Genomic DNA, 18,834 nt, shown 5'->3' with positions numbered 1-18,834 from the left:
ACCGACGGCATACGCATCGCCGTCGATTCTTGGCACGCGGGAGGCGCCGCAACGTGAATGAGCGGGGGCGCAAGACAGACATGGCGAAACTCCGCCACGAATGTGTCAGCCGTGCGGCACGCCTGCTATCGGTTTGCCACCGAGGAAGTCCTCCAGGATCTCGGTAAACCGCGCCGGCTGCTCCTCGGCCACGTAATGGCCGCAATCGTCGAGGACCACCCCGGTGACATCGTCGGCCGCCAGCCGCATCGTCTCGGCGACCATCGCGCCGCTGTACCGCGCGCCGCCGATGGCGAGCACCGGCAGCGTCAGCCGGGTCTTCTTGCGCTGCTCGTTCTGCGCGATCGTCTCGTCCAGCGCCCGGTAGTACGCGAAGCTCGCCCGCAGCCCGCGAGGATCCGCGACGATCGCATCGACGTAGACGTCGACGGCGTACGCGGGGATCGCGTCCGGGGTGGCTGCCTTCTTGGCGAACTGGTAGCCGAAGAAGAGCCGCTCCCGCCCCCGGACCAGCTCCTCGTTGAGGTCGGTGAGCCGGTTGAAGCCGAAGTGCCAGAGCCGCTGGTTGACCGCGGCCGGGCTGAAGACCGACGGGGTCGGCGTGAGACCGGGGATAATGGCGTCGACGACGGCGAGCCGGCCCACCCGCTCGGGGTGATCGGCAGCGAGGGCGTATCCGGTCCACATGCCGATGTCGTGGCCGACCACGTCGAACCGGTCGTGCCCGAGCGCGGCCATCAGAGCGACCAGATCGGCGGCCAGCGTGCCGGCGTCGTAACCGTCGTCGGGCTTGTCGGAGAGCCCGGCCCCGCGCGAGTCGACGGCGACGACGGTGTGCTCGCGGGCGAGCGCGGGCATCACTTCCCGCCAGGCGTACCAGGTCTGTGGCCACCCGCCGACCAGCAGCAGCGGTGGGCCGTCCCCGCCGGTGACCGCGTGCAGCCGCAGCCCGTTCAGCTCCACGAGCCGGCTAGTGAAGACGTCGGTGAACCCGTCGGGCAGCCGCAGCGAACTCAAGCTTGTCGCGCCGTCGGCCGTACTCATCATGGAACGATCAGTGCAACTTGTCATGCCGGCGACCATACCCATCTTGAAACGATCGGTGCAAGATGTGTAGGCTGACGAACCATGGCGGGCCGCAAGCAATTCGACGTGGATGAGGCGCTACGACGCGCGATGCACGTCTTCTGGCGCTGGGGCTATTCGGAGGCCTCGATCGACCGCCTGACCGATGGCACGGGCCTGGGCCGGAGCTCGCTCTACGGCACCTTCGGCGACAAGAGCACTCTCTTCCGGAAAAGCCTCCAACGGTACGCGCAGACCTACCACCCGCTGTACGACCAGGCGCTGTCCGGCCCCCACCCGAGCCCGAGCACCGTTGTGGCCGCCTACCTGCAGGTCACCCTGAACCGCATCGCCGACCCGACGGTCCCGGATGGCTGCCTGCTCACGGTGTCGGCAACGCAGTTCCCGGCCCTCGACGCGGAGGGCCGGGCGATGGTCCGCGCCATGATCGACGGTTTGCGGGCGATGCTGGAGCAGGCGTTGCTGGCGGCGGGGGCCGATGATCAGGAGGCGGCAGAGCTGGCGTTGTGCACGCTGGCAACGAACAAATCCCTGGCGGTGCTGAGTCGCGCCGGCTTCTCGAGCGAAGACCTGGCAACCGTCGCCGCAGCCGCCGCCCGTATCCCCGGGAGACGACATCCACTACCTTGAGTAGTGGGATGGACACCCAGGGCCCCGGCAAAATCGTTAGCTGATGCCGAGTAGTGCCAGTGGTCGGGTGCTGTCGCGGGCGTGGTGGCGGTTGGCGGCGGCGATGTTGGTGACGCCGGTGATGCGGAGTGCGCCGATGGCGGCGTTGCGTAGGGCGGCCATGACTTGTGGTCCGGTGCCGGTGCGGATTTGGGAGCGGTCTTCGTCGTAAGTGACATCGCGGACCCAGTGGATCTGGTTCTCGATGTGCCAGTGGCGGCGGATCCACGCGGCGAGCTGTGCTGGCCGGGCCTGGTGCACGTGCAGGTTCGTGATCGCGTAGACGGTCTCGGTGGTGAAGCGTCTCGGCTGGTCCAAACGGTGCCGCCGGCGGCGGATCTGGATGGCCTGGGCGGCGTGCGGGAAGTCGATGCCGGTGGAGACGGTCAGGATCTTCAGGGTGCGGATCTCGCGGCGGCCGTGTCCGCGGCCGGCCTCGCGGGTGACGTCCGGGACGGCCCGCCAGGGCAGGCCGGCCAATTGCTGGTGCAGGGTGGGCTGGTTGCCTTTGACGGTCAGCATCCAGTCGGCGCCGCGTTCGGCGAGGTAGGTGACGTGATCGCGCTGGCAGTGCAGCGCGTCGACGGTGATCACGGTGCCGCGCAGGTCACTGATCTGGTCGAGCAGCGGTGCGAAGCGAGTGATGTAGGGTCGGCCGCGCGGCGAGGTGCCAGCGTGAACTGGTCCTTTTCCGCGCGGCCTCCCTCCGAACTCACCGTGCGAGTTTCCCCGCAGTGAGCTCTCCGATGAGCATGTCCGTGATCATCATGCCGGTGTTCCGGGGTGGATGGAGTCGTGGCAGTCGCCGCAGACGATCAGGGTTTTGCGGCGCTTGTCGGCCATGAGCTTCTTCCAACCCGGTGTGGCGGTCCCCGCGCCGGTGAGATCGGCCAGTGTGCGGATTTGGTGGGTTTCCACTTCGCCTCGCTGATGGCAGAGCTCGCACTCGCTGCGGAGAAGTCGTCGGACGACTTCCCGATGACGGTGGGGTGTGGGGTTGGGGACGCGGTCGTAGGGCACCGCGTTCTTGTTGCGCCGGAGGGGAATCCCTCCGAACCGGGCGACCAGTGGTTTCCTGCCCTGCCGCGGTTGCGTGGCCTCGAAGCACGTGCGGAGCCCGTATGGTGTCTCGGTCTTGACCCTGTGGCGGGTCGTCATCTTCGATACCGACGAGCGGTGCTTGGCGGCCAGGGTCCGCAGCATCGCGGTTCGCATGACCCATTCGAGCCGGTTCAGTTTGTAGACGTCTCCGGCGAGCAGGTAGTACTGGACGAGCCCTCGGTATTCGGCCCCGAATGTCGCGACGATGGTGTGGTCGCTCTCGTTGACCAGGTCGCGGCGGTGGGCGGGTTTGCCTCGCCGCATGTGCCGAGCGCACTTCGCCTTGATCACCGATCGCGGCACGTTCAGCTTGATGAAGCCGTCGGTCCATCTGCGGCCTCGGGCTCCCTTTCGGTGATCGTGGTGAGCGGTGATCTCGTAGCCGAGGAAGCGTGCCGCTTGTGAGCGGGCATGGGTGATCAGTGTCTTGTCGGGGGACAGTTCGAGCTTGAGTTCCTCGCGCAGAAATGTCGCCAGACGTGCCTTGATCTGCTCAGCCTCGGCTTTCGGCCCGGTGAAACCAAGGAGATGGTCGTCGGCGTAGCGGCAGTACCTCAGCCGCCGGTATCCCGAATCGTAGGGGTCTTTGCTGGGCAGCGTTCGCCGCCGTTTGCGCGCCTCCCGTACGACTGCGCGGTCGCCGCGTCGGCGTCCGCGCTCGATGATGCCGGACAGCTTGACGTAGGCCGAGTTGTGCCGCCGCTTTTCTCCTCGGGTGTGTTCGGGAATCAGTGTCTGTTCGATGAACATGTCCAACTTGTGCAGGTAGATCGAGGACAGCAAGGGCGAGAGGACGCCACCTTGCGGCGAGCCGGACAGCGTTGCGTGCCAGACCCAGTCCTCCATGTATCCGGCCGCGAGCATGTTGCGCACCAGCAGCAGGAACCGGTTGTCGTGGATCTTCTCCGACAGAATCGTGATCATGACCTCATGGTCGAAAGATCCGAAGCAGTCGGCGATGTCTCCCTCGATGAACCAGGTTGTCCCGGTCCACGTGTTGGCCACCTCGGTCAATGCCGTGTGGCAACCGCGTCCGGGACGGAAACCGTGAGAACGGTCGGAAAACGTCGGTTCGTAGTACGCCTCCAGTAATAGGCGCATCACCTCGCCGACCAGCTTGTCCGTCCATGACGGCAGGCCCAGGGGGCGCATCTTTCCATTCTTTTTGGGAATATGAGTGCGCCTCACCGGGCTGAATCGGAAGCGCTCGTGGCGCATCGCATCGATGATGCGATCGATCTTCCCGATGGACATGCCGTCTGCGGTTTCTCCCGAGACTCCGGGTGTCATCGCTCCGTGGTTGGAATAGATGCGCCCGTAAGCCAGCAGATACAGCTGCGGATTGAACATCTGTCGATACAGTTCCTCCAACGGCAGGCCACGCCGGCCGCGTTCACGTAGGACACCCAGCACCGTTTCAGCACTCTGCATTTCGCATACCTCCCAGGCATGTGTGTCCGATCATCTGTGCTCCTTCGCCCTGCGGACGGCTCTCCCGTCCTCCCTGGCCGGTCGCGACTCCGACGACTACTACGAGCACTCCGTCGCCCTGGACCTCGCGGTCCGTAGGCGATCCCACGTTCGTCCCTGTCGTACGTTTGCAGCGTGACGTAGGCGCCCCACTCATCCCCTTGAATGTCCTCACTGGACATCGCCCAGCGCTCCGGAAGTTGCGTCGCCAACGAAATAATCCGACGCAGAGCGCGGCACCGGTTTCAGAGATCTTTTCCGGTGGATGAAGAGTTGCATCACTGGAGATTGGGATTCAGGCAGTCTAGCTTTCGCCATATCACGCGGACTCCCCTGTGCACCGTTCCTGATCTCTGGACACGGCCGCAAGTTTCCATGGCATGCTCTTGTCCCCGTCGGCTTTCGCCTCAGGGTTAGCCATTGAGCCCAAGAACCTCCTTCCGAGTTCTTCCCGGCTGAGCCGGGGATACGACAGAGCGCCTCGTGGCGCACCTCGTTGGTCTTGCGGTCGACGTCGGTGCTCGCGAGGACGACGCTGGTGTCCTGGTCACAGGCTGCGAGGACGTACCGGGCAGTGCTGCCGCTGCTGCGTGAGCCGCGCAGAGTCTTGCCGTCGACCGCGATCGCTTGTCTCGTGGCCGGCTCCTCTGCGGTCGTGGCCCGGCCGGTGAGCCAGTCACCGGTCGCCGCGGTCAGTAGGTCAGGATCGAGTGCTTGCAGCAGGCGGCGGATCATCGTCTCGGACGGCCTGCGATCAGGGTTGATACCCAAGGCGAGCATGGTCGCGGCTGGGACGTCGTCGATCCATTCGGCGATCGCCGTGTAGGAGCGGCAGCCGGCCACAACAGCGCAGACCGCCGCGCTGACTACGACCGGCAGCCGGTGCCGCACACCACGACGAGCTCGTGGATCCGGTAGATGTGCCAGCGCCGTGGGCAGCCCGCCAGTGCCGGGCGCGGTGACACCCGCCGGTGGACATGACAGTGCACAGATCAGCGATGATGGTGACGCGGGCATGGCTCACTTCGGACGGATCAAAAAGGCCTCGAGAACCTCGATGATCTTCCGAAACGGTCATGCCCGCCCTGCTACCACCAGCACGGGCGCGTCTCTACCAACTACCCCAAGCCGGACACCCCACGACTTTGCCGGGGCCCTGCCGTTGCCCTGGTGGATGGTCTGGCGCTGTGGTTCCCACGTGATGCAGAGCCCACGTTCAGGATAGGGAACGACGGTCACGCGTTGTGTACCTGTACCCCCGGTTATGTGGAGAGCGTGCGCCAATGCTCGACTCCGCCGTGGGCTTGAATCGCCCGGGCGAGCAGGTCCCGCATGGCGCCACCCTCCAGCTTCCGGTTCTCACCCTTGGAGCCGCGTGCCGGGTATCACCCGATCTCGCTGAGCGCTCCGACGATGATCTGAGCCACTTCGTCCGCGTGGGAGAGCGCGATGGCGTGCGAGCCGCCGGCGATCTCGGTGACGGTCGATCCCATGCGCTGGGCCGCAGCACGCTCGGCGTCGGGGTTGATCGCGTGGTCGGCGTCGGCGACGTCGAACCAACTTGGCAGCCTCTTCCAGCCCGACTCGACCGCCTGGGGTTCGCCGAACGCCACATCGACGGCGGGGCGTTGGCTGACGGCGAGCACGGTGAGCACGGTGAGCACGGCGGCCTCGTCGTCAGGCAGGTCCGCACAGAACACCGAGTGGAAGTGCTCCGGCTGGATGTAGAACTCCGTGCCGGTCCCCTCGCCGCGCGGGAATGTGCGCGGCAGAAGGGAGCTGCTGTCCAGCTCGGCGGGCGGGAATCACCCGCAGCAACTCGTCCAGCACCCGGACGGGGTCGGTGACGTGTCGCAAGACCCGGTCGGCCCGGGCGCCGTCGAACTGGCACGCCCCGAACGGCAGCCGGTGCCCGTCCGCGACAGCGGCATGCGGCAGCCCTCGATCCCGTGCCTGCGTGATCATCGTCAACGAGCTGTCGACGGCCACGACCTCGGCTCCACAACGCGAGCGCAGGGCCACTGCGGTGTTCCCGGTACTCGCTCCGACGTCGAGGAACAGTCTGCCGGCCCCGGCGCGCAGGAACTCCTGCAACCGCTGCTTGGAGGCGGCGTGGAACGGCTCCGCACCCAAAGCGAGTGGGAGCGCTCATCAGCGGAACGTCACTCGGCCGGGAGGCCGGTCCCGTTCTATCGGTGGGAGGAAGACGAGGCGCGGGAGGAGGCCGCGGCGTCGACTGGCGGGCGGTGGCCGGGGTTGGCGGCGAGCAGGTCAATACCCAGCGGGGTGAGCGCGTGCACCACCATGTTGCGGTCTCGAACCGACGCGAGCAGGCCCGCCTCGCGCAGGATCCTGGCGTGCTCGCTGGCGGTCGCCGCGCTCACCCCCGTGCGGCGGGCCAGCTCGGTGGTGGTGCAGCCGCTCTCCACTGTTCGCAGGACGGCCGCCCGTCCCCTGCCCAGCAGGCTGGCCAGCGGCCGCTCCCTGGGTGGGCCGCCGTCCTGCCCCTCCCACCAGCTGGCGCTGCGCGCCACCGGGTAGGCCAGCACGGGCGGCAGGGTGGCGTCGACCAGGGCAATTGGCATACGCCAGCAGAACACCGACGGCACCAGCAGCAGCCCGCGGCCCTCCAAGCGCACGTCCCGGTCGACCGGGTAGTCCGTCTCCAGCACGGGCGGGCGCCAGCGGATCGTCGGCCGCAACGAGCCGAGCAGGGCCTCGGTGCCCCCGGTGAGCAGGGCCCGCGCGCGCAGGGAGCGGTCGGCCTCGACCTGGGCGCGTATGGAGGGCCAGAACGGGGCCAGCGCGGAGTCGAAGTAGCCGTGCAGCGCCCGCCCCAGGTCCCGAAGGGCGGCGGGCTCCCCGTCGGCGAGCGGACGCAGCCATGTCGGCGCAGAGTCCATCAGCCCGATCTCGGCGCACAGTCGGCGCCTGGGCGTGGTCAGCACTGTTTCGATGCCCGCGGAGACCCCCTGCGCTGCCTCGGGCGGGTTGAGGAAGTCCGGAGAACTGCCGCGAGGCGGGGCGATCGTGCGCACCAGGCGCAGTTCCTGGCGGGGCAGCCGACCCAGTCGGCTGCGGGCCTGGTCGCGCCAGTGGGAGAAAACTGCCTGCCCTTGGTCCTTGGCGAGGAGATGAGCGCTGAGCACGGTCTCCCACAGCGGGTCGGGTTCCCGGGCGAGCCGGGTTCTGAGTAGGTCGTCCTTGGTGAAATGCAGCCTGAGCACGTCGCCCCCGTGATCGGTTCCGGCAGATTCCTCGCACGGCGGTGATCGTCCCTCCGCGGTGGCTGCGGAGAGGCTGCCGTCAGGCATGACAGGTATTGGATGAATCGCCCTGCGAGTCCTGGTTCCATCCAGAGCATCCCATGCGTCACCGCAGGATTGACCAGACCGAAATTACGCCGAAAAGCTGATTAGCGCCGCGCGAGGTGCGTCTTTAGGCCGGTGCCTAAAGACATGGCGTGTGCGGCGTCGGCTGGGCAGTCTCAGGGGCGAGCCAACTTCGAGAACCGCTGCAGGCCGCTGCTGGCAGGCCGGAGCCGGAGGGGAAGACTCCATGGGCAACACGGGGGACACCGCGTCGGGGCGTCTGCTACTGGCCGCCGTCTCGGGACTTCTGGTCCTTGCGATGGCCGCTTGCGGCCTGAACGGGGAAAGCACGCAGGCGCGGGCAGAAAAGTCAGCGGGGACGAAGCCTGCCGGAACGGAACGGCCGTTGACGGCGCGCGAGAAGTCGCTGCTGCACGACGCCGAGCAGGCCATGGTGCAAAGCTGCATGGCCCGCAAGGGGTTCCAGCTGTGGAAGGTGCCGGAGAATCCGGTGCCCGAGGACAAGTCGTTCCCCTACGTGGTGGACGACGTGGCCTGGGCGCAGCGGCACGGGTACGGCAGCGATGTGCGGCGGCGCATCGACCAGGTGCGGCGCACCGATCCCAACCGCCGCTACCTGGAGAGTCTGTCACCGCGCCGCAGGGCGGAGGCGGTCAACGCCTACAGCGGAAGCACCCGGGGACCGCAGGTGCGCCTGCTCACCGGGGTTACCGCGGGGCGCAGCGTCGACGGCTGCCTGGCGGAAACGGAGGGGAAGCTCTACGGCGGCCTCGGGAGATGGTTCCGGGCCGAGGCGGTGACGGACTCGCTCGCATCGATCCGCCGGGCCGAGGTCCTCGCCGATCCGCAGTTCCGCACCTCCACGCGGGATTGGGCGGCCTGCATGCGCAAACACGGCCACCGCTACGCGGACCCGAACCAGGCCCGCGCGGCATTCGCCTCCGGAAAGGCCACGGACCGGAAACAGGAAGTGCGCACCGCGGTCGACGAAGCACGGTGCGCACACAGCTCCGGACTGTCCGCCACCGCACGGCGGCTGGACGCCAGTTATGACATGCGCTTGCAAAAGAAATACCGCGCGGCGGTGGACAGCCGCCTCCGGCTGGAAAGGGACGCGCTTCCGCGGGCTCGTTCCGTCCTGTCCGAGCACTGATCACGCGGCCACAAAACCGACAATCAAGGAGACAGTCATGTCTGCACCACTGATGAAGATCGGCACCGGCGTCGCGGGGCTCGCCCTCGCGGGCCTGAGTGTCCTCACCGCACCGGGGATGGCCGGCGCCGCCGACGCTCCCGCGCCCGCCCATGGTGCGAAGGCCGCCGCCGCCACGGCGCCGTCGGCGGCGGCCGCGGACGGCTACTTCTACGCCTGGGACGGCGCCAACAGGACGGGCAAGTACTGCCGCTGGTTCGGCGACGACGCCGACTGGACCTCCTGCTCGCCCGGCGGGAACATCCGCAACCAGGCAGGCTCGATCGAGAACCGCGGCTACCCGGGCGCCTACGCCAACGTCGACGTCTACTGGGACACCGGCTACGGCGGCTCGTATGCCTGCATACCCAACGGCTGGTACTACGCCGACCTGTCGCAGTGGTACTTCTCCAACCCCGGGACAGGAGAGGGCGAGAACATGAACAACAACATCTCCTCGCACAAGTGGATAAACGTCAACTGCGACTGACCGAAGCCGGGGCGTGGCCCGCGCGGACTTCGCACGGGCCGCGCCCCCGCCGGTTCACCGGCGGCTTCGAACACCACCGTCAGGCGCGGCATGCCGTCGATGTCGCCGCCGTTCTGGTTGGCGCAGTCGATGCGGCGCCGGAGCTCGGTGGCGAGTCCTGACAGAGCGTGGTGGACGTCGGTGACATCCGTGCGGCAGGTCACCGTCGGCAACTCGCGTGCCCACGGGTGAGAGATCCGCTTGTAGTCGAGGACGAACGCGCGAGCCGTGGTGGAGCATCGACCTGGCCAGGGCCGCGGAGGAGGACCGCAGCAGCTATGACTTCGTGCTTGTACCCCGCGAACGAAGTGGGGGACTACCTGGAGGCCCAGTTCGCGCGAGTAGTGAAGGGACTCATTCCGTTCGCGCGGATTCGGCGAACCGATGGCCGTGCGGTGGGCTGCACGGCGTATGGAGACCCCCGGTACTGGCCCAGCCGCAACGACTTCGCGCCGTCGAGAGACGCCTTTGCTCACGAGGTGCCGCGGCCCCCGGCGCACAGCGCGTCGTCGATCAGGGTGCCGGCCGCGTCCTCCTGGGCCAGTATGTGCTCCGAGGTGTCGCCGCGTGCCTCGGACATGGAGACCACGGCACTGCGACGGCCGTCGTCGGTGACGCCGTTGAGGGTGATGTAGCCGCCGTCCCCGCCCTCGTGGCTCCAGTAGGTTCCTCCGCAGGTCAGGGGACGTTCGACCAGGCCGAGACCGTATCGGCCGCCGGGCCACAGCTGCTGGACGTCCGCGCTCACGGGGACGGTCTGCTTCATCTCGGCGAGCTGCCGCGGCGGCAGCAGGCGGCCCGCGAGCAGCGCGCGGAGGAGGCGGTTCTCATCCCGCGTGGTCGTGGCGAACGAGGTCTCGTGGTCCACCGCGACCTGATCGGTGACGTCCACCAGGGAGCCGGGGCCGAAGAGCTGGTAGGCCTGGGCGTGCGGCCGGGGCAGGGCGGAGGAGGTGCCGGTCCACCGGGTCTGGTCGAGGCCGAGCGGGCGCAGGACGCGGTCTTCGATCTCCTGGTGGGCGGGGTGACCGGTGGCCCGCTGGATGATCATGCCGAGCAGGACGTAGCCGGGGTTGGAGTACGCCCAGCCCTCGCCGGGCGGGAAGTCCGGCGCGTAGGCCATGGCGCGGGCCACCAACTGCTCGGGGCTGTAGACGTCGTGACGCTGCTGGTAGTACTCCTCCGCCGTGGTGTATCCGGGCAGGGCGTTGCGGATGCCGCTGGTGTGCTGGAGCAGCTGCCGGATGGTGATCCGGCTGCCGTCGTTGCCGTTGCTCCGCACCACTCCGGGCAGCCAGTGGTCGACAGTGTCGTCCAGGGAGAGCCCGCCCTCGGCCTCCAGTTGGAGGACCACGATGGCGACCAGCGTCTTGGCCGTGCTGGCCATGCGGAAGTAGCCGTCGGAAGAGACCGGGCGGCCGGTGCGCAGGTCCGCCGTGCCGCTGGTGGCGACCGACTGCCGACCGTCAGGTGCGACCGCGCGGGCCTGCACGCCGCTGACACCGAGGGCGTGGATCGCCTCGGTGTCCCGGCGCAACTGGTCTGCGGCGGACGAACCCGCGGGCCGGGCTACGGCGGTGGCCGCCTCGGCGGCGAGCAGCATGGCGGTGGCCAGTACCACGGCGAGACGCGTGCGCGAAGTCGAAGTCATGGCCGAACGCTAGGTCCGCCCCCGAGGCGGAGACGATCCGGCACACCCCAGGATCGGGATGGGGGATGTCCCCCCGGCACGGGCTCGACAGGTGCCGCATCGCCGGCAGCAGGAGGGCGTCAAGGTGGATGCGCCCGCAGGCGAAACCGAGGACGAACGACCTCAACACCCTCCTACCGCCGACCATCATCACGGCGCCGAGGAAGTGCCCACCCGCCCACGACCGATGTCAGTTGCCATCGACATTTTCTCTCCCTGCGATCGCCAAGTACTGCCCGAACTCGGCGACAAACGGTGTCACTTGCCGGTTACGAAGCCACCGCCACAGCCGTCGGTCGGCCTTCGTGATGGTGCCGTAATGGTCGAGGAACATCGCCACGACGTCGGCGTCGAGGTACAGGGACGTACGGTCACCTGCCGCGCACCCGCACAGCCGTCCTTGCCCGTGCATACCGCGAGGCGCCGGTCGTATAGCGCGGCGGGGAGAAGTGCGGATGGGCGAGCCGCCGGGTGTAGGTGCGGCCGACACGGCGGCGGTGGACCTCGACGTGGCCGTCGGCCTTGAGACGGCGCACTGCCTGCCGTACGGCGGCGCGCTGGGTGTCGTCGCTCGGCTGCTCGACGCCGTGGACGACGCGCGAGCCCGGTGACCGAGGCAGCCAGCGGGGTGCCGTCCACGTCGCTGCGCATGTACGCCGGCACGGCCCACGTCAACGAACGGGGCCCGTCGGCGTCATGCCACGGCGGCCCGCTTCGCCGGCGCCGCGAGCGGGGAGCGACGGCCTTTGGGCACCGTGCGCAGCTTAGGAACAGTTCAGGTGTCTCAGGGGCTCTGCTGTCTCAGCGAAGGCGTGGTGCTGAGGACGGTTCGGTCCTTGTGCCGTGCGGCCCTGACGTCTCAGGAGGGCTTGGCGAACGTCATCCGACCGCAACCCGTTCGGTTGGTTCGGGACGGGTGAAGATGCGGCAGATGCTGTTGGCGTCGGTGCAGGACCGCGGGTCGGTCTCGGCGGCTCGCTGGGCGAGATCGCGGAGAACGGTACGGGTCTTGCGGAGCTCGGCCATGCGGCGGTTGATCTCCTCAAGGTGCTGGTGGATGAGGTCGGTGACGTGGCCGCAAGGGGTCTCGCCGCTGTCGCGCAGCACGAGGACGCTGCGGATCTCGGCGAGGGTGAGGCCGGCGTGCTGGGCGTCGCGGATGAACGCGAGCCGGTTGGCGGCCTCGGCTGGATAGTCGCGGTAGCCGCCCGGGGTCCGGGGCGGTTCGGGCAGCAGACCGGCCTGCTCGTAGTAGCGGATGGTCTTGGTGCTCAGTCCGCTGGCGGTGGCGAGGTCCCCGATGCGCATGCTTTCCAGGTTAACCCTTGACCTTCCAGTGTGCTGGAAGGTCTAGAGTCGGTCTCAGAAGCGATGACCTGGGAGGACAACGTCATGCGGATCACGGTGCTGACGGTTCCTGACTGCCCCAACGGCCCGGTCGTGCAGGAACGGATCACTGCGGCGCTGGCCGGCCGAGCCGCCGAAGTGGAGCTGGTTGAGGTCCACGAGGAGGCGGAGGCCGCCCGGTGGGGTATGACCGGCTCCCCGACAGTCCTTATGGACGGCGTCGACCCGTTCGCGCGGGCCGGGACGGGGCCGAGCGTGTCCTGCCGGATCTATCGCAGCGCGGACGGCGAGATCGACGGCGCTCCGAGTGTGTCCGCGTTGCGTCAGGCGCTTGCTGCTGCGGGCCTGGCGGAGGGGGCGGACGACGACTGCTGCTCGGTGGATGCGCTCGACCTGGTCGGACGGGGAGGCCTGGGGCGGGTCGCGCCGCTTGAGGGCGGCCTGCGGGCGGTGCACGAGACCGTGCTGCGGCATTTCGCTGCCACCGGCCAGGCGCCGGAACTGGCCGACTTGGAAGGAGCCGCGGCCAGGGCCGGCCGGACAGCGCGGGAGGTGCTGGCCGACCTGGACCGTGAGGACTTCCTGACGGTGGACGAGGAAGGACGCATCCGCGCGGCGTATCCGTTCTCCGTCGTCCCGACCCCGCATCGGGTGCGGATCGACGGCGGGACGGAGGTGTGGTCGATGTGCGCGATCGATGCGCTCGGCATTCCGGTGATGCTCGGCGAGGACGCGGTGATCACGTCGGCGGACCCGGTGACCGGAGAACCGGTCACCGTCACCAGTCGGGGCGCAGAGATGGTGTGGGAACCTGCCTCGGCCGTGGTGTTCGTGGGCCGCCGGGGTCGTTCCGGACCCGCCGCGGCGGTGTGCTGTGACACGTTGAACTTCTTCACCAGCCGCTCCTCCGCCAAGGCCTGGATCAAGCAGCACCCCGAGGTGTCGGGGCGGATCGTCGATCAGGCCTGCGCTCAAGACATCGGGCGGCAGACCTTCGGACCGCTGCTGACCTGCACCTGACCAACCGTCGGGACCTGGTCAGGCCAGGGCGGCTGCGCCTCCGGCCCGGTCCTCGCGCAGCGGCAGAGCGATCGCGCCGCTGGGGGAGGCATGGCGCCGGACGGCGGGGATCGCGCACTCCGGCGTCGCCCGGGCCACATCCGCCGCCTGGTGCAGGACTGGCGGGGGCGAGGCGAATGCCCCGCAGCGTGAACGCCAGCCAGACCAGGGCGATCGCGGTGGCCGCCGCCCCGGTGGACAGCATCACCTCCGCGATCAATCCGCCGTCCAACAGGCCGAGAGCGGCTGCCGCAGCGGCCAAGGACCAGCGGAAGCAGCCGCGATGGGTGACGACCGTGCGGCCCAGGCGGGCGATGGCACGAGGCCCTTGCCAAGCGGCGCAGGGCCGGCGCCCGCAACGCAGGCAGGACGAACACCGGGCCGACTTGCGAGAACACCCCTTGCTCATGCGGCCTCTGTCCCGGCCCCGCGTCCGGCCCCGCACCCGACGCCGTGTCTGATGTCCCGTCCAGAGTGAGCGCGCCGCAGGGGCACTCAGCAAGGGGCTTGGCCGCTTCTGTCTGACCATGAGGATGTACGGCTGAGCGTGCTCAGTCGACGGTGGGCAGAGGTACAAGTCTCCGGCCGCTGTCGCGCTTCTTCAGGGACTGGTTCTCGTGGTGGAGATTCGCGGGCACCGTAGCCAGGGCGTCGAGCCTGCCGTTCAGCTCGGTGAACTCAGCCTTCTCCGCGCACAGTTGCTTGCGGAGCTCGGCGATCGTCTCCTCGCGGGCGACTTCGCCGGGCGTGCGCAGGACGGGCCGGGCGACCCGGGCTCCCCACTCGGCGAGAATGTCCTCGGCGCGGGGGACGGTTGCATGGCTGACCTGCGCCTCGCGAGCGAGGTTCTCCTTGGTCAGGGCGCCGTCGGTGTGCAGGAGGGGCTCGCCGGCCGGCAGTCGGGCCATGGTCTCTCGGAGCTTTGTGGCGGTTTTCGCGGACACCGGCATCAGGGAGTGACTCCTTCGTGCTGAAGTGCGCGGGTGAAGCGCTGGACGTCGGCGAGACGGATCAGGACGTCCTCGCGGCCCGGTACATGGAAGGGTCCTGGGCCCTGGCCGTCAGGTCGTCTTCCTCAGCGATCCAGATCGATGCGTGCCGCCGCGTGATCACGGAGTTGCGGCACTGGTCGGGCTGGTAGTCGCCGATGTAGTGCTGGTTCCGGCTGGGCGGGAGCGCGTCCAGCAAGTCGTGGGTGAGCTCGTGCCCTTCGGCCGTCGGCTGAGAGAGGAGCTCGGTGTTCGGGCTTTCCTTGATCCACTGGATGGCGGGGAACGGTGAGGGAGCGTCCGCCGGCGCGGCGGCGAGCAGTTTCAGCTGCGGGGCGACCGTGCCGTCGGGCCCGGCCGGCAGGGCGTTGACCCGCTCGGCGAGGACGCATTGAGCGCACCGGCCGCGGCTGTGGGGGTTGCCGGTCCGGCCGCACTGGCGGCATGTGTAGTCGGCGGCGAAGCCGACGCAGGGTCCGCGGACCTCGACGCCGTGGTCGTCTCGTGCGATCAGCTGCTGGACCATGCCGCAACTGGGGCACTCGGCCGGTGACCGGAGCACCGCGGTGTAGCAGACATGGCAGACATGGCAGACATGGCAGACAGGTCCGATGGGCCACCGAGTGGTGCTCGGCTTGGACCGGCCGCAGCGAGCGCACGGATCACCGGTGCGATGACGCTGGTAGCAGGTGGCGCAGATCGGCCGGCCCTGTACATCGCGGCTGGTGCAGGGGCGGACCCGGCCGCAGATCGAGCAGGTCACTTCGGGGCTGCGGTAGCAGCCGCCGCAGAGATCCGGCTGCCCGTCGCGCGCATTGCACGCGATGCGCTTGAGCTGTCCGCACCGTCCGCACCGTCCGCACCGTCCGCAGAGACGCCGCGGTCGGCGGTGGCGGTTGTGGCAGAGGTGCCAGAGTGCCCCGTCGTCGTCAACGAGGGCGGCGGCTGCGGTCTTTCCGCAGCTCACACAGGTGTGCATCGGGCGTTTCCAGCAGCTCCTGCAGACGGCTGGTCCGTCTTCGCGGCGGACGGCCGGAGCTCGGGACCGGCCGCACTCGGCGCATACCTCGAAGATCTCCGGGTCCGAGTAGTAGCAGGCATAGCAGTTGCGGCCCTTGGGGCGGCGGGCCGCGATGGGTACGTTCTCACGGCCGCAGCGGGCGCATGTCGCCTGCCGGCTCCGGGCGTCGTACGTGGCGCGGAGCCGTCCTTCGGGACGGAGTTGGCGCAGGTTGCTTCGTACCCTTCCGCAGTGTGCACGACCGGGACGGACCACGGGTTGACCGGCGGCGTGCGGGACTTCAGCGAGCCGCGGCAGAACCGGCGGACAGCGCCAACCATGCACGAGCTTGTCGGCGCCTGGGGAGTCAGCCCGCGGCGGTGTTGTAGTTGACGATTCGCTCCACCATGAGAGCGACCGCACCGGCCAGTGGGCTGTCCGCCCCTTTGCTCACCACGTCAGGTAACCGGTGTGCTTCCTCCTCGGTGACTGCCACCATGCCCCAGAACGCGTTGAAGCCCGAAGGATCCGCCGGCTTGTCGGCGGCCGCTCCGACTGTCACGACGCCGTCCCTCTCGACCAAGGCCAGCGCGCCCATCTGCTGCAGCGTGTCGGGATCCCGCTCTTCGGCGGCCACTACGCTCCAACCCGCCACCCCTATTTGTCGCAATGCGGCGAGAAGACTGCCGGCACTACCCGCGCCGGAGACAACGATGTCAGGCAGGACAAGCGCCACCGGCCCTTGCGTCATCGGCAAGGCAGACCGGATCGCGCCGTCAAGATCCGGTTCAAACGACTGGTCTTGGTAGACAAAGACCATCTGAAAGGTCTCGGCGTAGCGCGTGAGATAACTCAACGTGTCCAGCTTGTGTGTCCCAAATACGACGACCAGGCGCACGTTGAGTCCGCTTTTGGCCAGTTCAACAACGGCCTCCAGGCTGCGGTCCAGCACAGTGACCCCAGGAGCCAGACAGTGCAGCTCCTTCGGGTAGGGCGCCCCGAAGCGCGTGCCGAATCCGGCGCAGGGCAAGATGATCGAAACATCAGGGATGGGCACGGACGAACTATGCATTGAGTGGCTCTCAGGGTGTGTTGACGATCGGGAACCTTGCGCGCCTCGCCGGGTACGGGTACGAGCGTCCCCAGGCCGACGCCGCACCGTCGGCCTGGAAGACACGCTGGCGCTCACCGTAGTCACCGAGGACGGCTCCACGCGAGAGGGCGTGTTGATCGACGGGATCGTCAGCGAGGCAGCCTGGTCGATGCTCGCCGCCGCCCTCGAGGGCAGAAGTCGGCATCGAAATCGCCGAGTTGGCCCATGAGAGGGACGAGACCTGCCGCCGCCCGGTCCGCACCGGCCGCCACCACACGCGTACCGTCACCACGGCTGCCGGCCCGATCGAGGCGGCAGCCCCGCGCGTGAACGACAAGCAAGGGGGCGAAGCCACTGGCGGGCGCCGCCGGTTCTCCTCCGCCGTCCTGCCGCCGTGGTGCCGCTGGTCTCCGAAGCTCAGCGAGGCACTGCCGCTGCCGTGCCTGCATGGCCTGTCCACCGGCGATTTCGCCCTTACGTCGCGGCAGTTCCCGGGCAGCTCGGCGGTGCTGTCGACGCCCACCGTCACTCGACTCACGAGGCAGTGGACCGACCACTACACGGCGCTCCAGGACCCGGACCTGTCCGATGTGGACTGCGTCCAACTCCGGTCCGACAGCGTGTACTTGCGCAAGCACCTGGGCGAGGGCAAGGCGTGCGTGGGTCCCCGGCACCTTGGTGTTCGGGGACCACCGCCGCGTTCAGTACCACGCGACGTACACTGCTGCCGCGCACCCGCTACGGCCGACGCATCGCAGTCAACGAGGACCGCTCGAAGCCTGGCCGGGTACGGGCCGCAACGTATGGGAAGACAGAACGAAAGAGGTCGCAGAATGCGGGTGCTGTTATCTACATACGGGACGCGTGGCGATGTCGAACCGCTGGTGGCACTCGCGGTGAGGCTACGGGCGCTCGGCGTGGAGGTGCGGATGTGCGCCCCGCCGGACGAGGAGTTCGCGGAGCGGCTGGCAGGTCTCGGGGTGCAACTGGTGCCGGTCGGGCCACCGGTGCGAGCGTTGATGCGGGGGACGACTCTGCCGTCGGCGGCGGACCTGTCCCGGTACCGGACCGAGATGGTTGACACACAGTTCGACATCTTCCCTTTGGCGGCCGACGGATGTGACGTGCTGGTGGCGGCCGGCCTGGCGCAGATTGCCGCGCGGTCTGTCGCCGAGGCTGCGGGCATCCGCTACGTGTACGCGAGCTACTCGGCGGTCAACCTGCCGTCCCCGCACCATGCGCCGCCACCACGGCCGGGCTGGCCGGAGCCGGAGGACAACGACAATCGAACGCTGTGGGAGCTGGACGCCCACAACGTGAACGCGCAATTCGGCGAGACGCTCAACGGCCGCCGGGCGTCGATCGGTCTGCCACCGGTGGACAACGTCCGCGACCACGTCTTCACCGACCAGCCGTGGCTGGCCGCGGACCCGGTCTTGGGACCGTGGCGGGAGACCCCGGGCCTCGACGTGATACAGACGGGTGCATGGAGCCTGGCGGACGAACGCCCGCTCCCGGCCGAATTGGTGTCGTTCCTGGACGCGGGCGCGCCGCCGGTCTACGTGGGCTTCGGCAGCATGCGCCCCTCGCCGGACATCGCCCGCAGGGCCATCGAGGCGATCCGCACACAGGGTCACCGCGTACTCGTTTCCCGCGGCTGGGCGGACCTGGACCTGATCGACGACCGAGACGACTGCTTCGCCATCGGCGAGGCCAACCATCAACGTCTGTTCGGCAGGGTGGCCGCCGTAGTACACCACGGCGGCGCGGGCACGACGCTGACGGCCGCCCGGGCGGGCGCGCCGCAAGTGGTGGTACCTCTCCAGCTGGCAGACAACCCGTACTGGGCCAGCCGGGTGGCAGCCCTGGACATCGGCGCGGCACTCGATAGTCCGACTCCGACCATCGAGTCCCTGAACGTCGCGTTCAAGACGGCCCTGGCACCCGAGACCCGGGCCCGGGCAAAGGCTCTGGGCAGCAAGATCCGTACCGATGGAGCGGCGGTGGCCGCGAACCTGCTGGTCGACGCCCTCCGATGAGTGAGGCCGGCCCGGCCCGCCAACCTGGGATGACGCCACCGCACAAGAGGGACGAGGCCGAGGAAGAACGCTCCGACTGATCCAGGCGAGAAGGAGCCCCGGTCAGCGGGAATCCGACCGGGGCTCCGGCGTGTGAGGAACATTCCCCATCGACGTCGCGGGCCATCGGCGGTCGTACAGCGTGAATGCCTTCCTCCCCCCCCACGACGGCCATCCACAGCGCATTGCCGCTCCACGC

At 68.6% G+C, this 18,834-nt stretch carries 19 protein-coding genes; 6 read left to right on the top strand and 13 right to left on the bottom strand.

What is annotated here, in order from left to right:
• Positions 1 to 105: 105 nt before the first annotated feature.
• Complete coding sequence (locus tag RV986_RS02045; protein ID WP_388554547.1) at positions 106 to 1,071, bottom strand: alpha/beta fold hydrolase; 966 nt, start codon at positions 1,069 to 1,071, stop codon at positions 106 to 108.
• Between the two features lie 57 nt (positions 1,072 to 1,128).
• On the opposite strand from RV986_RS02045, the gene RV986_RS02040 reads away from it, so the two are divergent.
• Positions 1,129 to 1,716, top strand: a complete 588-nt coding sequence (locus RV986_RS02040) for a TetR/AcrR family transcriptional regulator (protein WP_475915722.1) — start codon at positions 1,129 to 1,131, stop codon at positions 1,714 to 1,716.
• A gap of 36 nt (positions 1,717 to 1,752) precedes the next feature.
• Here the strand turns inward: RV986_RS02040 and RV986_RS02035 are convergent, their stop codons facing one another.
• The 6 genes from RV986_RS02035 to RV986_RS02010 form a co-directional block, all read right to left on the bottom strand.
• Positions 1,753 to 2,490: an ISAs1 family transposase gene (locus RV986_RS02035; protein WP_475924155.1), complete on the bottom strand. Its 738-nt coding sequence runs from the start codon at positions 2,488 to 2,490 to the stop codon at positions 1,753 to 1,755.
• A gap of 30 nt (positions 2,491 to 2,520) precedes the next feature.
• The gene (locus tag RV986_RS02030; RefSeq protein WP_475915721.1) at positions 2,521 to 4,287 is read right to left on the bottom strand and encodes a reverse transcriptase domain-containing protein; all 1,767 of its coding nucleotides are present in this window, start codon (positions 4,285 to 4,287) and stop codon (positions 2,521 to 2,523) included.
• Positions 4,288 to 4,497: 210 nt separating this feature from the next.
• On the bottom strand, positions 4,498 to 5,343 hold the full coding sequence (locus RV986_RS02025) for a transposase family protein (RefSeq protein WP_475915720.1): 846 nt from the start codon (positions 5,341 to 5,343) through the stop codon (positions 4,498 to 4,500).
• 368 nt (positions 5,344 to 5,711) lie between these two features.
• Positions 5,712 to 6,050, bottom strand: a complete 339-nt coding sequence (locus tag RV986_RS02020) for an alpha/beta fold hydrolase (RefSeq protein WP_475924154.1) — start codon at positions 6,048 to 6,050, stop codon at positions 5,712 to 5,714.
• A complete protein-coding gene (locus tag RV986_RS02015) occupies positions 6,004 to 6,420 on the bottom strand; it encodes a methyltransferase domain-containing protein (protein WP_475924153.1) in 417 nt (138 codons plus the stop codon). Before RV986_RS02015 ends, RV986_RS02020 begins: the two co-directional genes overlap by 47 nt.
• A 95-nt stretch (positions 6,421 to 6,515) precedes the next feature.
• Positions 6,516 to 7,553: a winged helix-turn-helix domain-containing protein gene (locus RV986_RS02010; protein WP_475915719.1), complete on the bottom strand. Its 1,038-nt coding sequence runs from the start codon at positions 7,551 to 7,553 to the stop codon at positions 6,516 to 6,518.
• 490 nt (positions 7,554 to 8,043) lie between these two features.
• Here RV986_RS02010 and RV986_RS02005 point away from each other — a divergent pair, with 490 nt between their 5' ends.
• Together RV986_RS02005 and RV986_RS02000 are read left to right on the top strand one after the other, a co-directional pair.
• Positions 8,044 to 8,811 carry a hypothetical protein gene (locus tag RV986_RS02005; protein WP_475915718.1) on the top strand — a complete coding sequence of 256 codons (768 nt, stop codon included), beginning with the start codon at positions 8,044 to 8,046 and terminating at the stop codon, positions 8,809 to 8,811.
• A gap of 37 nt (positions 8,812 to 8,848) precedes the next feature.
• Complete coding sequence (locus tag RV986_RS02000; protein WP_475915717.1) at positions 8,849 to 9,340, top strand: peptidase inhibitor family I36 protein; 492 nt, start codon at positions 8,849 to 8,851, stop codon at positions 9,338 to 9,340.
• A gap of 511 nt (positions 9,341 to 9,851) precedes the next feature.
• Here RV986_RS02000 and RV986_RS01995 read toward each other — a convergent pair.
• The gene (locus RV986_RS01995; RefSeq protein ID WP_475915716.1) at positions 9,852 to 11,030 is read right to left on the bottom strand and encodes a serine hydrolase domain-containing protein; all 1,179 of its coding nucleotides are present in this window, start codon (positions 11,028 to 11,030) and stop codon (positions 9,852 to 9,854) included.
• A gap of 229 nt (positions 11,031 to 11,259) precedes the next feature.
• Entirely contained in the window at positions 11,260 to 11,409 is a 150-nt protein-coding gene (locus RV986_RS01990) for a hypothetical protein (protein ID WP_475915715.1), read from the bottom strand.
• A 115-nt stretch (positions 11,410 to 11,524) separates the two neighbouring features.
• Between RV986_RS01990 and RV986_RS01985 the strand changes: the two genes are divergently transcribed.
• Complete coding sequence (locus tag RV986_RS01985; protein WP_475915714.1) at positions 11,525 to 11,680, top strand: hypothetical protein; 156 nt, start codon at positions 11,525 to 11,527, stop codon at positions 11,678 to 11,680.
• Positions 11,681 to 11,948: 268 nt separating this feature from the next.
• On the opposite strand, the gene RV986_RS01980 is transcribed toward RV986_RS01985, so the two are convergent.
• The gene (locus RV986_RS01980) at positions 11,949 to 12,377 is read right to left on the bottom strand and encodes a heavy metal-responsive transcriptional regulator (protein ID WP_475915713.1); all 429 of its coding nucleotides are present in this window, start codon (positions 12,375 to 12,377) and stop codon (positions 11,949 to 11,951) included.
• Positions 12,378 to 12,440: 63 nt separating this feature from the next.
• On the opposite strand from RV986_RS01980, the gene RV986_RS01975 reads away from it, so the two are divergent.
• Positions 12,441 to 13,436: an alkylmercury lyase family protein gene (locus RV986_RS01975; protein ID WP_475915712.1), complete on the top strand. Its 996-nt coding sequence runs from the start codon at positions 12,441 to 12,443 to the stop codon at positions 13,434 to 13,436.
• A 590-nt stretch (positions 13,437 to 14,026) separates the two neighbouring features.
• Here RV986_RS01975 and RV986_RS01970 read toward each other — a convergent pair.
• From RV986_RS01970 to RV986_RS01960, 3 genes are all read right to left on the bottom strand, one after another.
• Entirely contained in the window at positions 14,027 to 14,425 is a 399-nt protein-coding gene (locus RV986_RS01970) for a hypothetical protein (RefSeq protein ID WP_475915711.1), read from the bottom strand.
• A gap of 61 nt (positions 14,426 to 14,486) precedes the next feature.
• Entirely contained in the window at positions 14,487 to 14,990 is a 504-nt protein-coding gene (locus RV986_RS01965; RefSeq protein ID WP_475915710.1) for a hypothetical protein, read from the bottom strand.
• A gap of 841 nt (positions 14,991 to 15,831) precedes the next feature.
• Positions 15,832 to 16,521, bottom strand: coding sequence for a glycosyltransferase family protein (locus RV986_RS01960; RefSeq protein WP_475915709.1), 690 nt, complete (start codon positions 16,519 to 16,521; stop codon positions 15,832 to 15,834).
• A gap of 869 nt (positions 16,522 to 17,390) precedes the next feature.
• On the opposite strand from RV986_RS01960, the gene RV986_RS01955 reads away from it, so the two are divergent.
• Positions 17,391 to 18,596: a glycosyltransferase gene (locus tag RV986_RS01955; protein ID WP_475915708.1), complete on the top strand. Its 1,206-nt coding sequence runs from the start codon at positions 17,391 to 17,393 to the stop codon at positions 18,594 to 18,596.
• The last annotated feature ends 238 nt before the right edge of the window (positions 18,597 to 18,834 follow it).

The sequence above is a fragment of the Streptomyces sp. RLA012 genome, from assembly GCF_056270325.1.
Note: the sequence above shows the minus strand (reverse complement) of the source record. Positions and strands in the feature narration are given on the sequence as shown.